This is a genomic window from Streptomyces sp. NPDC019531, from assembly GCF_044903305.1.
In the GTDB taxonomy this organism is placed as follows: domain Bacteria; phylum Actinomycetota; class Actinomycetes; order Streptomycetales; family Streptomycetaceae; genus Streptomyces.
Window position 1 is genome coordinate 322,315 of record NZ_JBJDQL010000004.1, and the last position, 14,072, is coordinate 336,386.

General features: G+C 72.6%; 15 protein-coding genes. 9 read left to right on the forward strand and 6 right to left on the reverse strand.

Annotation, left to right across the window (positions count from 1 at the left end):
* Window positions 1-96: 96 nt before the first annotated feature.
* The 5 genes from ACI2L1_RS07795 to ACI2L1_RS07815 all read right to left on the reverse strand — a co-directional run bounded on the left by ACI2L1_RS07795 (window position 97) and on the right by ACI2L1_RS07815 (window position 4,653).
* Window positions 97-744: an ABC transporter gene (locus ACI2L1_RS07795; protein WP_404738409.1), complete on the reverse strand. Its 648-nt coding sequence runs from the start codon at window positions 742-744 to the stop codon at window positions 97-99.
* A 22-nt stretch (window positions 745-766) separates the two neighbouring features.
* Window positions 767-2,308 (reverse strand): ABC transporter permease, encoded by a 1,542-nt coding sequence (locus ACI2L1_RS07800; RefSeq protein ID WP_404738410.1) that lies wholly within the window; start codon window positions 2,306-2,308, stop codon window positions 767-769.
* Window positions 2,305-3,174, reverse strand: a complete 870-nt coding sequence (locus ACI2L1_RS07805) for an ABC transporter ATP-binding protein (protein ID WP_404738411.1) — start codon at window positions 3,172-3,174, stop codon at window positions 2,305-2,307. Before ACI2L1_RS07805 ends, ACI2L1_RS07800 begins: the two co-directional genes overlap by 4 nt.
* Entirely contained in the window at window positions 3,171-3,998 is an 828-nt protein-coding gene (locus ACI2L1_RS07810; RefSeq protein WP_404738412.1) for a zf-HC2 domain-containing protein, read from the reverse strand. Before ACI2L1_RS07810 ends, ACI2L1_RS07805 begins: the two co-directional genes overlap by 4 nt.
* Before the next feature lie 112 nt (window positions 3,999-4,110).
* Window positions 4,111-4,653, reverse strand: coding sequence for an RNA polymerase sigma factor (locus ACI2L1_RS07815; RefSeq protein ID WP_404738413.1), 543 nt, complete (start codon window positions 4,651-4,653; stop codon window positions 4,111-4,113).
* Between the two features lie 122 nt (window positions 4,654-4,775).
* Between ACI2L1_RS07815 and ACI2L1_RS07820 the strand changes: the two genes are divergently transcribed.
* The 9 genes from ACI2L1_RS07820 to ACI2L1_RS07860 all read left to right on the forward strand — a co-directional run bounded on the left by ACI2L1_RS07820 (window position 4,776) and on the right by ACI2L1_RS07860 (window position 13,695).
* Window positions 4,776-5,168 (forward strand): GntR family transcriptional regulator, encoded by a 393-nt coding sequence (locus tag ACI2L1_RS07820; protein WP_062051885.1) that lies wholly within the window; start codon window positions 4,776-4,778, stop codon window positions 5,166-5,168.
* Complete coding sequence (locus ACI2L1_RS07825) at window positions 5,165-6,082, forward strand: ABC transporter ATP-binding protein (protein ID WP_404738414.1); 918 nt, start codon at window positions 5,165-5,167, stop codon at window positions 6,080-6,082. Before ACI2L1_RS07820 ends, ACI2L1_RS07825 begins: the two co-directional genes overlap by 4 nt.
* Window positions 6,079-7,038 carry a hypothetical protein gene (locus tag ACI2L1_RS07830; RefSeq protein WP_404738415.1) on the forward strand — a complete coding sequence of 320 codons (960 nt, stop codon included), beginning with the start codon at window positions 6,079-6,081 and terminating at the stop codon, window positions 7,036-7,038. Before ACI2L1_RS07825 ends, ACI2L1_RS07830 begins: the two co-directional genes overlap by 4 nt.
* Window positions 7,035-7,874, forward strand: coding sequence for a hypothetical protein (locus tag ACI2L1_RS07835; protein ID WP_404738416.1), 840 nt, complete (start codon window positions 7,035-7,037; stop codon window positions 7,872-7,874). The genes ACI2L1_RS07830 and ACI2L1_RS07835 overlap by 4 nt, the downstream gene beginning before the upstream one ends.
* A gap of 677 nt (window positions 7,875-8,551) precedes the next feature.
* Window positions 8,552-10,786 (forward strand): RNA degradosome polyphosphate kinase, encoded by a 2,235-nt coding sequence (locus tag ACI2L1_RS07840; protein ID WP_404738417.1) that lies wholly within the window; start codon window positions 8,552-8,554, stop codon window positions 10,784-10,786.
* Complete coding sequence (locus tag ACI2L1_RS07845; protein ID WP_404738418.1) at window positions 10,767-11,840, forward strand: CHAD domain-containing protein; 1,074 nt, start codon at window positions 10,767-10,769, stop codon at window positions 11,838-11,840. The genes ACI2L1_RS07840 and ACI2L1_RS07845 overlap by 20 nt, the downstream gene beginning before the upstream one ends.
* A 28-nt stretch (window positions 11,841-11,868) precedes the next feature.
* Window positions 11,869-12,294, forward strand: coding sequence for an NUDIX hydrolase (locus ACI2L1_RS07850; RefSeq protein WP_404738419.1), 426 nt, complete (start codon window positions 11,869-11,871; stop codon window positions 12,292-12,294).
* A 301-nt stretch (window positions 12,295-12,595) separates the two neighbouring features.
* Entirely contained in the window at window positions 12,596-13,420 is an 825-nt protein-coding gene (locus tag ACI2L1_RS07855; protein WP_404738420.1) for a hypothetical protein, read from the forward strand.
* 98 nt (window positions 13,421-13,518) lie between these two features.
* Window positions 13,519-13,695 carry a hypothetical protein gene (locus ACI2L1_RS07860; RefSeq protein WP_404738421.1) on the forward strand — a complete coding sequence of 59 codons (177 nt, stop codon included), beginning with the start codon at window positions 13,519-13,521 and terminating at the stop codon, window positions 13,693-13,695.
* A gap of 36 nt (window positions 13,696-13,731) precedes the next feature.
* On the opposite strand, the gene ACI2L1_RS07865 is transcribed toward ACI2L1_RS07860, so the two are convergent.
* Window positions 13,732-14,070 carry a metal-sensitive transcriptional regulator gene (locus ACI2L1_RS07865; RefSeq protein WP_404738422.1) on the reverse strand — a complete coding sequence of 113 codons (339 nt, stop codon included), beginning with the start codon at window positions 14,068-14,070 and terminating at the stop codon, window positions 13,732-13,734.
* Window positions 14,071-14,072 lie beyond the last annotated feature (2 nt).

The window sequence follows — 14,072 nt, forward strand, 5'->3', positions numbered from 1 at the left end:
GTCAGGCAGACGACGTGCCAGGGCCACCGCGCCGGTCCGGCCAAGGCACCGCCCGGATCAGGCAAACGACATGCGGGGCACCATGCCGACCCCGGGTCAGGCAGACGACATGCGGGGGCGCCTCGGCGGTCGGTTCCTGATGGTCCGGCGCCGCACCGGCTCCGGAGCGCACAGCCCCCAGATGAGGACCGCGCACCCGAGCACCACCGCCCACCGGACATGGGCCGCCTCCCACCCCGGGCTCCCCACCGCCGCGAACAGGTCCCAGCGGGCCGGCAGGAACAGCGGGACGAGCACCGCGAGGGTCAGCAGGGCCGCCGCCACCGAGGGGCCCGGCTCGGGTTCGTCGGTGAAGCGGACCGTGAGGGCCGCGGCGGCCAGCGCGAGGACGGCCGTCGCCGCGGCCTCCAGGGTGACGGCGCCGAAGGGCGGCCGCGCCTGACGCGGCAGCAGGGCCAGCGCGGCCGTCCACCACAGTGCGGCGACCGGGGACACCAGCGCGACCCGGAGCCCGGTCCGGACCCAGCGCCGGGTCGGTACAGGGGTGGTGACGTGCCGGGCCGGGTCGTCCAGGAGGAAGGTCAGCCCGAGGGCGAAGACAAGAGCCGCGGCCCGGAGGAGGGTGAGGCCGAGCCACGCGTCGGGCGGGCCGGACAGCAGCCGTGGCAGACCTACGACCAGCAGCCCTACGACGGCCCCGGCGCCGACCGCCCGCCACGGCACGGTGCGCGCCACGGCCGTCATCAGCGCCCTCCGGGCGCCCCCGTCACTCCTCACAGTCCTTCGCCCCCTTCGGCACCTCGACCCCCAGCAGCCGGGCCACCTGAACCGTCGACACCCCCGAAGCCGTCAGCCGGGACCAGTGCCGCTTCACGGACGCCGTCACCTCGGCCCGCGGTCGTGCCAGCAACTCCCGTACGACATCGGTCTGTCCGGCCGACATGGCGAGCCCGTCGGTCGGGGCGAGAACGACCGCGGCCCCGGTGACACTGTCGTCGAGGCGGAGGTGCGCGAGGTCGGCCATCGGGTGGGAGTCCCCGCCCAGGGCCAGCCACATCGCGGTGACCACCCGCCCGTCGCACAGCTCACCGCCCTTCGACTCGTCACCGGCGACCAGCACATAGGCCACGCCGACCGCGAACTCGGGCACCCGGTTGCCGCCCCACCGGGTGCCCACGGTCACCTGGTCCGGGGTACCGAGCGGATCGATCGCCGAATCGCCGGTCAGGCCGCCACGGGCCTCGACCCGCTGCCGTACGAGAAGGGGCCGCCGGGCGGCCGTACCGCCGGCCAGGGCCTGGACCCGGTCCACGACCTGTGCCCAGGCGACCGCGCGGCCGCTCCACTCGGGGAAGGCGCAGTACGTCGAACCGCCGCGCCTCCCGCAGGACTGGTCCTTCTGCGGGGCGACCGAGGCCTGTTCGCGGGCGGCCGTCAACTCCGGTGACACTCCTCCGGACTGGCCCACCACTCCGGCCAGCGTCAGCGCGAGCGCGCCCGCCGACGCGGCCTTCATGACCCGCGTGCTGCCGCCGCTCGCCAGGACCGCGCCAAGCACCAACAGCAGGAGCAGCCCGGTCAGATACAGCGCGTGCCAGGCGGCGGGGCGGCCGACGAGGTCCGAGGGAAGCACCGTGGTACTGCTCGTCTCGGCCACGATCGGCGACAGCCAACGCGACCATTCCGCGCCGCCGGTGCCCGCGGAGACGAGCACGCCGAGGACGAAGAGGGCGATCACACCGAGCGGTGCCGCGAACGTGGTCGGGACCAGCCGGGCGAGCAGCACACCGAGCGCGCCGCACAGCAGCACGTACAGGGGGCCGACGGCCAGTTCGGCCGGTGAGCCGTGGCCCACCGCGCCCGGCCGGAGCGCCTGCCGGGTGAACTCGCCGAGCACGACCAGCGCGGTGAGCAGGGCGTAGGGCACGACCGACAGCACATGCGCGACCGTCCGCCGCCACGGCTCCATGACCAGCACGTCGAACTGCCGGTCGGTACCGCGCCGACGGGACCGCAGGGCGCACCGGTTGACGCACACGAACAGGGCGATCCCGAGGAGCAGGGGCCCGCTCTGGGTGTCGCGGTCGACGTTCTGGAGGGCCGGGAAGGCGTCCATGCCGTCGCTCTCGTGGAACAGCGTCCAGGCGGTGTAGCCGATGTACAGCAGGACGGTCGCCAGCACCGGGATGTATCGCAGCAGATCACGTGCTTCGAAGCGGGCGAGCGCGAACACGGCCGCCCACGATCGCCGCGGATCGTCCTGGGGTACGGCGGCGGACTCGGCCGCCGTCTCCGTCGCCAGGCTCACGCGGCCGCCACCCCCGCGCCCGTGCCCGCGTCGTCGAGGGTGAGCAAGTAGCCGTCCTCCAGGGTGGGTTCGAGGAGGTCGGCACCGGTGGGCGGGTCGCCGACGTTGCGGAAGGAGCCGGCGCCGGTGCGCCAGCCGGCCTTCGCGTCCGGGGCGCGTTCCGTGCTGCTCCAGACCCGGCCGGCCGCGCGGGCGGTGAGTTCGGCGGGGGTGCCCTCGAAGAGGATGCGGCCGCCGGCCATCACCAGGACGCGGTGGCAGAGCATCGCCACGTCCTCGGTCTGGTGGGTGGACAGCAGGACCGTCCGGCCCTCCCCGGCCTCGGCGATCAACTCCCGGAAGCGCATGCGCTGTTCGGGGTCGAGGCCGACGGTCGGCTCGTCGAGGACGAGGAAGCCGGGGTCACCGACGAGGGCGGCGGCCAGCGCGACCCGCTGCCGCATCCCGCCGGACAGTTTCTTGATACGGCGGCTCCGGACGTCCCCGAGGTCGACCTCCTCCAGGACCCGGCGCACCTCGCGGTGGCGGGCGGTGCGGTCGGTGAGCTCCTTGAGGATCGCCACGTAGTCGACGAACTCGAAGGCGCTGAAGTCCGGGTGCAGGCCCGGGGTCTGGGGCAGATAGCCGAGCGAACGGCGGACCTCCTGGCGGCCGCGTGAGGTGCCGGGGTCGTTGCCGAGGACGGTGAAGGAGCCCCGGTCGGCGGGCACGGAGGTGGCGAGCACCCGGAGCAGGGTGGTCTTTCCGGCCCCGTTGGGCCCGAGCAGGCCGGTCACGCCCGGGGTCAGCCGCAGCGACACGTCGTCGAGGGCGCGGGTGCCGCCGTAGCGCAGGCCGAGCCCGGAGGCGGAGACGGTGGCGGTCATTCGGCGCTCCCGTTGAAGAGGTCGAAGCGGTCACGGAGAAGGAAGAGCAGCCCGGCGCCGAGCGCGGCGACCGCCCCGGCCACGCCCTGCCCGGCCGCGGTGAACGGCGCGAGCGGGTCGGCGGACGTCTGCTGCGCGGCCTGCGCGACGAGGAGTACGGCGATCCAGGCGCCGCCGACCAGGGACGGCGCGAGCACCGGGCCGAGCCGGGGGGTGAGCGCGAGGCCGGTCGAGGTGAGGGCGAGCGCGGGCAGCAGCCAGGCGAGCGCGCGCAGGCCGTAGCCGGGCAGGGCGAGGGTGGCAAGACCGTTGAGGCCGAGGCCCGCGGCCAGCACGGCGAGCGTACGGATCATCAGCAGCCGGAAGCCGTGCATGGGCGCGACGACCGCCATCTCGTAGGTCGGGTCGAGCGTCGGACCGTAGGACAGCGCCACGCCGGCCAGCGGCAGCAGCGGGGCGAGGGCGAGGAACAGGGTCGGCGAGCCGGCCGTGTGCACCGCGCCGACCGTGGCCAGCAGCAGGAACATCACGGCCGCCAGCCAGGAGCGCCTGAGCACCGGTGTGGCCGTGAGCAGCCGCGCGGTGTGGTCGGCGATCCCGACCCGTGTCAGCAACGCCTCGAACCACCCCGTCCGAGGCGCGTCCATCTCGGCGTCCAGCCGCTCCCACCCGGCCTCGACCACGCCCGGATCGCTGACCCCGGCGAGCACGGCCCGGCACTCGGCACAGACGGCGAGATGGGTATCGGCGGACCAGAGCAGCGGGGCGGCCAACTCGCCCTGGGCGTAAGCCCGTAGATCTTCCTCAGCCACATGCCAACTCATGCCGCCACCTCCTTCACTCGTCCCTGTACCGGGCCCTGCGGTCGGTTCCGGGGTCGGTTCCGGGGTCGGTTCAGCCTGCTCTGCGTTCGGCCCCGCCGTCGTACGTCCGTCCTCACGTCAGCGCCTCCCTCAGCTGCTTCCGGGCCCGCATCGCCCGGGTCTTGACCGTGCCCGGCGGGATGCCCAGCAGGACGGCGGCCTCTCGGGTGGTCAGGCCGTCGATGACCGTCGCCTGGAGGACCGCCCGCAGCTCCGGTGAGAGCCGGACGAGGGCGCCCGCGAGGTCCCCGTGCTCCACCCCCGCGAGCACGCGTTCCTCCGCGGACGCCTCGTCCCGGTGCCGCAGGCGGGACAGGGCCTGCCTGAGCCGCCCCCGCGCCCCGTCGCCGCGCAGCGCGTCGATCAGCCGCCGTGAGCCGATCCGCCACAGCCACCCGGCCACATCGCCCCCCTCGCGGTACTTGGCCGTCCCCCGCCACACCGCGAGGAACGTCTCCTGTACGACGTCGTCGACCAGGCCCGGATCCGCGCACCGGCCGCGCAGCCGGGCCAGCAGCCAGGGCGCGTACCGCCGGTACAGCTCCTCGAAGGCACGCCGGTCCGCGTCCGCGGCGATGGCCCGCAGCAGATCCCCGTCGCTTCTCGTTTCCCTCACGCCCCTTCATCGGACGGCCCCCGCCGACCGGTTCACCCGGCGACAAAGAAACCACCCTTGACTTTCGCGGCCACCTTCCATCACCCTTTCACTACTCAATTAGTGAAAGGGTGGTTGTCCGCGTGGTCGAGTACCGCATCGACCGGCGCTCCGGCGTCGCCACCTACGTGCAGATCGTCCAGCAGACCAAGCAGGCCCTACGACTGGGCCTCCTCGAACCCGGCGACAAGCTCCCCACGGCCCGTGAGGTCGTGGAGGCCACCGCCATCAACCCGAACACCGTGCTCAAGGCGTACCGCGAACTGGAGCGCGAGGGCCTGGTCGAGGCCCGGCGCGGCCTCGGCACCTTCGTGCGCAGGACGCTCGGCGCCGGTGTCCAGGCCGCCGACACCCCCCTGCGCGCCGAGCTCGACGACTGGGCCAAGCGCGCCCGGTCCGCGGGCCTGGGGCGCGAGGACGTCGACGCGTTCTTCACCGCCGTACTCGATGAGCACTTCCCGAAGGGGGACCAGTGAGTTCCACCAGCACCACCCCGGCCGTCGCCCTGGAGGCGTCCGGCCTGGGCAAGCGGTACGGCAGGCGGGCCGCCGCCCTCGACGGCTGCTCCTTCCGGCTCCCCACGGGCCGTATCAGCGCACTGGTCGGCCCCAACGGAGCCGGGAAGTCCACCCTCCTCGCGATAGCCGCCGGCCTGCTCCGGCCCACCGCCGGCAGGCTCGCCGTCCTCGGCGGGGTGCCCGGCGCGGCCCGCGACCGGACCGCCTACCTCGCCCAGAACAAGCCGCTGTACCCGCAGCTGACCGTCGCCGAGACCCTGCGCATGGGCGCCGGGCTCAACCCGGACCGCTGGGACGCCGCCCGCGCCGCCCGGATCGTCGAGCAGGGCGACCTGGACCCGCGCTCCCGCATCCGCGGGCTCTCCGGCGGCCAGCGCACCCGGGTCGCCCTCGCCCTCGCGCTCGGCAAGCGGCCCGACCTGATGCTCCTCGACGAGCCGATGGCCGACCTCGACCCGCTCGCCCGGCACGAACTGATGGGCACCCTGATGGCGGACGCCGCCGAGCGCGGCACCACCGTGCTGATGTCCTCGCACATCGTGGCCGAGCTCGCCGACGCCTGCGACCACCTGCTGCTCCTGGGCGGCGGCCGGGTCAGGCTCGGCGGCGGCATCGACGACCTGCTCGCCGCACACACCCTGGTGACGGGCCGCGGCACCCCCGCCGACCTGGCCCCGCACACAGTGATCGAGTCCCGTACGGCGGGCCGCGGCCTGACCGCCCTGATCCGCCGCGACGGCCCGGTCGGCGAGGGCTGGGCGACCGAGGCACCCTCACTGGAGGAACTGCTGCTCGCCCACCTCCGCGCCCCGGAGGCTCCCGCCCTGCTCACCCCGGGCACCACCGCGGCCCCCGAGGCGGTGACGGCATGAGCACCGCGACCCTCAAAGAAGCCCCACCGGCTGTGCGACAGGCCCCGCGCGGCCCGGTCCGCACCGTCCTGCGCCTGCACCGCACCGCTCTGTGGATCTGGCTCGCCTTCGTGGCGATCACCGCGACCATGCTGCTGTGGCTGACCGGCCCCGGCGCCGACGACACCGCTCGGCAGCTGGAGCGGTTCGGCTACGGCGGCGGGGTCATGGAGGCCGCCTATTCCTCGGACACGCTCCTCTACTTCACCTCGGGCGCGTACAACGACCTCTTCTACGACCCCGACGCGCTGATCACCCTGGCCTCCTTCGCCGTCGCCCTGTTCGCCGGCGGCCCGCTGATCGCCCGTGAACTGGAGAGCGGCACCGCACAGTTGGCCTGGACCCAGTCCTTCTCGCCCGCGCGCTGGCTCGCCGTGAAACTCGCCGTGCCGGCCGCCTTCATCGTCGTGGGCACCGGTCTGCTGACCGTGCTGTACCGGCTGCTGTGGTCCGCCCACAGCAACCTGCTGATCGCCGGTATCGGCCCGCGTTCCCTCTACTTCTCGCTCGGCCCGGCCACCGTCGCCGCCCCGCTGCTGGGTCTCGCGCTCGGCGCGCTGATCGGCCTCGCCGTGCGCCGCACGCTGCCCGCGCTGGCCTTCAGCGGGTTCGCGTACTTCCTGGTCTACGCGTTCCGCGGCAACCACTGGCCCTTCCAGGGCCGCTACGAGCAGCCGGAGCTGCGCTCCCGCAGCCACGCGGTCACCTCCACCGGCGCCGAGATCGCCGACCCCGGGTGCTACACGAACAAGGCCTGCCTCGCGCGGCACGACATCGTCCGCTTCACCCGCGAGTACCTGCCGTCCTCCGACTACTGGCCCCGCCAGCTGCTGGAGACCGGCATCCTGCTGGCGCTCACCGCACTCGCCGTCGCCCTCGCGTTCGGCGTCCTGCGCAGGCGGGCGGCGACCGTATGAGCGCCGTCGCGGCCACCCCGGCCATCGTGCCGAAGGGACTCACCCGGACCGTGCTGCGGCTGCACCGCCCCGCGCTGATCGTGTGGGCCGTCTTCGTCCTCGGCTCCGTGGGCTACCTGGTGTGGCTGACCGAGGTCACCGCCGACTCGGTGCACGCGGCGCAGGCCGCCTGTCCGAGGAACAGTGGGAGCCTCTGCGCCCTCGCCCAGTGGCACGGCTACAGCAACGCCATGGGCTGGATCAGCACGTTCATGTACTACAGCTTCTGGGCAGTCGCCGCCTGGTCGGGCGGTGCGCTGATCGGCCGCGAACTGGAGTCCGGCACCGCGCGGCTGGCCTGGACGCAGTCCGTCACACCCACCCGCTGGCTGGCCGTCAAGCTCGCCGTGCCGGCCGTACTGATCGTCCTCGGCGGCGCGCTGTTCGTCCCCGCCTACCGCTGGGCCTGGTCGGCGCACCGGGATTTGATGGGCGACAACTGGAGCTTCCCAGACGTGTTCGCGGTACGTGGCCCGGCCGTGGTGGCGTACGGCCTGTGCGCGCTCGCGGTCGGCGCCCTCGCCGGGCTGGTCATCCGGCGATCGCTGCCGGCCCTCGGGGTCGCCGTCGCCGCGATGATCGTGCTCAACCGCTCCATCGAGCGGCACCGCGAGGACTTCTGGCCCACGGTGGGCAACGCCAAACCTTCCGCCGACCTGTGGCAGACCCGCGGCGGCACCTATCACTCCCCGTCGCAGTTCTGGCCGATGCACCTCGTCGAGACCGGCATCGTCCTCGCGGCCGCCGCACTCACGACCACGACCGCGTTCTGGCTACTGCGCCGCCGCACCGCGTAACACCTCGGACCGGCCCCTCGGCGGGAGGGGGGAACTCGGCTCAGACGTGCAGGCCAGCGGGCCCCACACCGCCCAGGACCCACCGCACCGCCACACCACGCAATCCCTCGCACCGCAAGCCCCCCAGCAGGACCGGGCCTGGTTCAGAGGTAGGGGCGACCGGGAGTCACCCCCGCCACCACCGCCCACCGCGCACCGCCCGCCACACCGCGTAACACCGCGTAACACCTCGAAACGCAGCCCCCTCGGCCGAGGGAGGCCCCCGGCCCGGCCCGGCTGTGCGGGCACCCCGAGTCCCCTCCGTTCCCGCCCTCCGATCCCGCCCTCCGTTCCCGCCCTCACCGCACCCACCGCCACCGCCCACCGACCACAGCACAGCCCGGCACCCGCCCACACCTCCCCCAGCACGACAAAGCACGCACAGACCCGGCCCGTAGACCTCCGGGAGCCGTCCCCCGATATCCCGCACGCCATGTCGCCGTAACCATTGGTTCAGACGGGCTTGCGACGCTCACCGAATGAAGCCCGCCGTGCCAGAGCCTTCGCCGCCGCCCGAGGGGTCCGCGGGGAACGGGAACGCCCCGGTCGACTCCCCGGCCACCTCCCCGGTCGCCGCCGTGCTTCCGCTCGCGCTCTCCGACGCGCCCGTTTCGCTCGTGGCGCGGAAGAATGGGGCCATGAGCCAGTCGAACACCCAGGCAGAGGTCCAGCACGTCCAGCCCTCCGTGGGCTCCATAGCCGCGCACCGACCGCACACCGTGTCGGCCACCGTCTCCGATCTGGAACCCGACCTCGACGCCGATCTCGACGCGTACGAGGAGACCCAGGCCGACGGTGCCCCGCAGCTCCCGCAGGGCCGTTTCCTCGACCGGGAGCGCAGCTGGCTCGCGTTCAACGAACGCGTCCTTGAACTCGCCGAGGACCCGAACACGCCCCTCCTGGAGCGCGCCAACTTCCTCGCGATCTTCGCCAGCAACCTGGACGAGTTCTTCATGGTCCGGGTGGCTGGACTGAAGCGCCGTATCGCCACCGGCGTGGCCACCCGCTCCGCCTCCGGCCTCCAGCCGCGCGAAGTGCTGGAGATGATCTGGGCCCGCTCCCGCGAGCTGATGGCCCGGCACGCCGCCTGCTATCACGAGGACATCGCCCCCGCCCTGGCCGAAGAGGGCATACACCTGGTCCGCTGGAACGAACTCCAGGAGAAGGAACAGGCCCGCCTCTTCACCCTGTTCCGCCACCAGATCTTCCCGGTCCTTACCCCCCTCGCGGTCGACCCGGCGCACCCCTTCCCGTACATCTCGGGCCTGTCCCTGAACCTGGCCGTCATCGTGCGCAACCCGGTCAACGGCAAGCGCCACTTCGCCCGGGTCAAGGTCCCGCCGCTGCTCTCCCGCTTCCTGGAGTCCTCCACCGGCCGGTACGTCCCCATCGAGGACGTCATCGGCGCCCACCTGGAAGAGCTCTTCCCGGGCATGGAGGTCCTTGAGCACCACACCTTCCGGGTCACCCGCAACGAGGACCTGGAGGTCGAGGAGGACGACGCCGAGAACCTCCTCCAGGCCCTGGAGAGGGAGCTCATGCGGCGCCGCTTCGGCCCGCCGGTGCGCCTGGAGGTCGAGGAGTCCATCGACCGCGAGGTCCTCGACCTGCTCGTGCGCGAACTGAAGATCTCCGAGGCGGAGGTGTACCCGCTGCCCGGTCCGCTCGACCTCACCGGCCTCTTCCGCATCGCGGGCCTCGACCGCCCCGAGCTGAAGTACCGCAAGTTCGTCGCGGGCGTCCACCGCGACCTGGCCGAGGTCGAGTCGGCGTCCTCGCCGGACATCTTCGCCGCCCTGCGCACCCGTGACGTGCTGCTGCACCACCCCTACGACTCCTTCTCGACGTCGGTCCAGGCCTTCCTCCAGCAGGCGGCCGAGGACGACGACGTCCTCGCCATCAAGCAGACCCTGTACCGCACCTCGGGCGACTCCCCCATCGTCGACGCCCTCATCGACGCCGCCGAGGCCGGCAAGCAGGTCCTCGTCCTGGTCGAGATCAAGGCACGCTTCGACGAGCACGCCAACATCAAGTGGGCGCGCAAGCTGGAGGAGGCGGGCTGCCATGTCGTCTACGGCCTCGTCGGCCTGAAGACCCACTGCAAGCTGTCCCTGGTGGTCCGTCAGGAAGGCGACACGCTACGGCGGTACAGCCACGTCGGCACCGGCAACTACCACCCGAAGACGGCACGGCTCTACGAGGACCTCGGCCTGCTCACCGCCGACCCGCAGGTCGGCGCGGACCTCTCCGACCTCTTCAACCGGCTGTCCGGCTACTCCCGTCGCGAGACCTACCGCCGCCTCCTGGTGGCCCCCAAGTCCCTTCGTGACGGCCTCATTTCCCGTGTGAACAAGGAAGTCCAGCACCACCGCGCAGGACGTCCGGCCTTCATCCGCATCAAGGTCAACTCGATGGTGGACGAGGCGCTCATCGACTCGCTCTACCGCGCGTCCCAGGCGGGTGTGCCGGTCGACGTCTGGGTGCGCGGCATCTGCGCGATCCGCCCGGACGTCACCGGCCTGTCCGAGAACATCCGGGTCCGCTCGATCCTCGGCCGGTTCCTCGAACACTCCCGGGTCTTCGGCTTCGGCAACGGCGGCGAGCCCGAGGTCTGGATCGGCAGCGCCGACATGATGCACCGCAACCTCGACCGCCGTATCGAGGCACTGGTCCGGGTCACCGACCCGGCCCACCGGGCAGCCCTCAACCGGCTGCTGGAGACCGGCATGTCCGACACCACCGCGTCCTGGCATCTCGGGCCGGACGGCGAGTGGACCCGGCATGCGACCGACGCGGACGGCCAACCCCTGCGCAACGTCCAGGAGATGCTCATAGACGCCCGGAGGCGCCGGCGTGGCACAGCAACACCTTGAACCGACGGACCCGCTGGCCGGACCGGTGACCGGAGACGCCCTCGCGGGCTATCTGCGGTCCCAGGCCACGGAGTTCCTCCGAGCCCTGCGCCAGCACCGCGAAAGCGGAGCCCAGGCGCCGGGCGCGGAGGACCCCGTCGACGCGGCCCGGGCCCTGCGCCGCTCGGTCCGCCGCATCAGCGCCAGCCTCCACACCTTCCGCCCCCTCCTCGACACCGACTGGTCGGAGTCCCTCCGCCCCGAACTGGCCTGGCTGTCCGGCACGTTGGGCATGGAGCACGGGTACGAGTCCCGCCTGGAACGCCTGTTGCTGGCCCTGCACAGGCTGTCGGGCGCGGTGTTCCCGGCGCAGGCTGTGTCCGCTGACGCAGCCGCGGGCAGTCGTGGCAACGCCAGTGGAGGAACCCCCTCAACGCCCACCCCGGACCGCGGCAACCTCACAGTGGGCGCGGCAAAGGCAGGCGCCCTCCTCGACCGCCAACTGACCCTCGCAAGGACCCGAGCCCACTCAACCGCCCTACAGGCCCTGGGCTCCTCCCGCTTCCACGCGGTCGCCGACAGCATCGCCGTACTCGCAAGCGAAGTCCCCTTGACGAGAACGGCCGGCACCACCGACCTCCACCCGATGGCCACCGCGGCCCAGGAACGCCTGGAAGACGCGGTGACCGCCCTCCCCCTCGTCACCGCGGGCCACCCCTACAACGCCGAGGCCCTCGTCCACGGCCTCTCCCCCGACCCGTCCCCCCACCCCCAGGACGCCCCCTGGCACCAGGTCCGCCTCCTCCTCCGACTGCACAGATACGCGGGGGAGGTCCTCTGCGGCACCAACCCCTCGGTGGAGGTACGGCTCCTCACCGCGGGCCAGGCCCTCGACCGCCACCGCGACGCCTCGGAGGCGGCGGCGGCCGCGGCGGCCGCGGCCCGCACCCCCCGCATCGCCCCGGCCACCGCCTACGCCCTCGGCGTGCTGCACGCCGACCAGCGCCACGAGGTGGAGGCGGCCCGCTTCGCGTTCCAGCAGTGCTGGCAGAAACAGGCGGTCGGCACGCCCTGAGGCACCCGTCCAGGAGGCGAACATCCACGTGACCCACGCCAACGAAACCCCCGTCCAGGCAGCCGGCTGCGTCCTGTGGCGCCGCTCCCCGATCGACGGAGAGCTGGAGATCTGCCTGGTCCACAGGCCGAAGTACGACGATTGGTCGCACCCCAAGGGCAAGCTGAAGCGCGGCGAGGACCACCTCGCCGGCGCCCTGCGCGAGGTCGGGGAGGAGACGGGCTACGGGGCGGATCCCGGCGCCCCACTGTCCACCGTGAAGTACTTCGCCAACGGCCGCCCCAAGGAGGTCCGTTACTGGGCGGCCGAGGCCACCACGGGCGCCTTCACCCCGAACGACGAGGTCGACCGCATCCTCTGGCTCCCGCCGACGGCGGCCAGGAACCGGCTGACCCAGCCCCGGGACAAGGCCCTGGTCGACGAGTTCCTTGTCCGGGTGTTCGAACACACATGAGCTCCGCTCAGCCCTGAACGTGCCCCTCCGCGTCCGCCCGTGCCAGGCTGCGGGCTCTGCGTGCCGGTCCGCGCCAGCCGCAGGTGCACCGGGCCAGACAGAAACGGCCCTGTTCGACCATCTGCGCGAGGTGGGCCGGTCGGTCGGAAGGGGGTGGGGGGATCCTGTCCTGCTGCGCCACACCGACAACGTTACCCACCCCAGGTAAGGGACAGTCCGCGCGTGACGGCCCCCGCCCACCCGTCGTTAACGGCAGCGACAGGAAGTCCGTGGCGGACGTACCGGCTGGGGGTAGGCGGCGATGGCAGAGCAGCAGCACAGGCGGGCCGGCGGGGCGGTCGTCGCGGCGGTGCTCGCGGCCGGTGCCGCCGGCTGCTCGAGCGGCAGCGCCACCCTGGACGACGCACACAATGCCGACCCGGTCGGGACCCTGCGCCGGGCCGCCGACACCCTGGTGGACACGGGCAGTTCGAAGGCCCGTACGTCCATGGAGATGGCGACCGGCGGCACCCGGGTCACCATCCGCGGCGAGGGTGTGTACGACTACCGCGAGCGGCTCGGCCGGCTGAAGGTGCTGCTGCCGCAGGACCCGGCCGGTACCAGCGGGCACCGGCCGATCACCGAACTCCTCGCCCCCGGTGCCCTGTTCATGAAGAACCGGGGCGCGGGCGTCCCCGCCGACAAGTGGGTACGCGTCGACACCGCAGGACTCTCCGACGGCAACCTCGTCACCGGTGGGGCCACCGATCCGCTCGCCGCCGCCGAGGTGCTGCGCGGGACCAGGACGGCGACGTACGTCGGCACGAGCGAACTCGCGGGGACCGAGGTGCGGCACTACCGGGGCACGGCCGACCTCGCCGCCGCGGCGAAGGGTGCCTCCGGCGCCAACAAGGGCGTCCTGGCGGCGGCGGCGAAAGGGTTCGCCACGGCCGCGGTGCCCTTCGACGTCTACCTCGACGAGCAGGGCCGTATCCGCAAGATCCGCCACCGGTTCAGCTTCGTCAACAGGCAGCAGGGCACCGTCGCGGTCGCCTCCACAACCCTGCTGTACGACTTCGGGGTGGCCGCCGACGTACGGCTGCCGGCCGCCCGGGACATCTACGCCGGCGAGATCGCCGACGGGTGAGCAGCCGTGACGGGCGTCAAGAACTAGCCCGTCCGTGCCATGCGCGGTGTGTAGGCCGCTCCCTACTCTAGGAAGTCGGTAACGGCAGAGAAGAGGTGATGCGCGTGGCTCCGGTCGGCGGTACGGCGGTGCAGGACCACGTGGCCCTCGCCGAGATCGAACTGTGCGGAGAGCTGATCATCGCGGCCTCGGCCGCGGACGACCGGCTCAGCCTGGAGAGCATCGACGAGGTGCTGAAAGTGGCCGAAGAACGCGCGGACGCCCCCGGCGAGTGAGCCGGGGGCGCCCGTCCCGTCGTAGCGAGGTACGGATCAGGTCCGCAGCAGGCGGCCGATCGCCTTCGTGGCCTCCTCGACCTTCGCGTCGATCTCGGTGCCGCCCTTCACCGCGGCGTCGGCGACGCAGTGCCGCAGGTGTTCCTCAAGGAGTTGCAGCGCGAAGGACTGCAGGGCCTTGGTGGAGGCCGACACCTGGGTGAGTATGTCGATGCAGTAGACGTCCTCGTCGACCATCCGCTGAAGACCCCGGATCTGGCCCTCGATCCGGCGCAGCCGCTTGAGATGTTCGTCCTTGTGCTTGTGGTAGCCGTGGGTGGTGTTTTCGGCCACCGTCTCGGAGGGCGCCGTGGCGCCGGCCTCGGTCGTCGTCATCG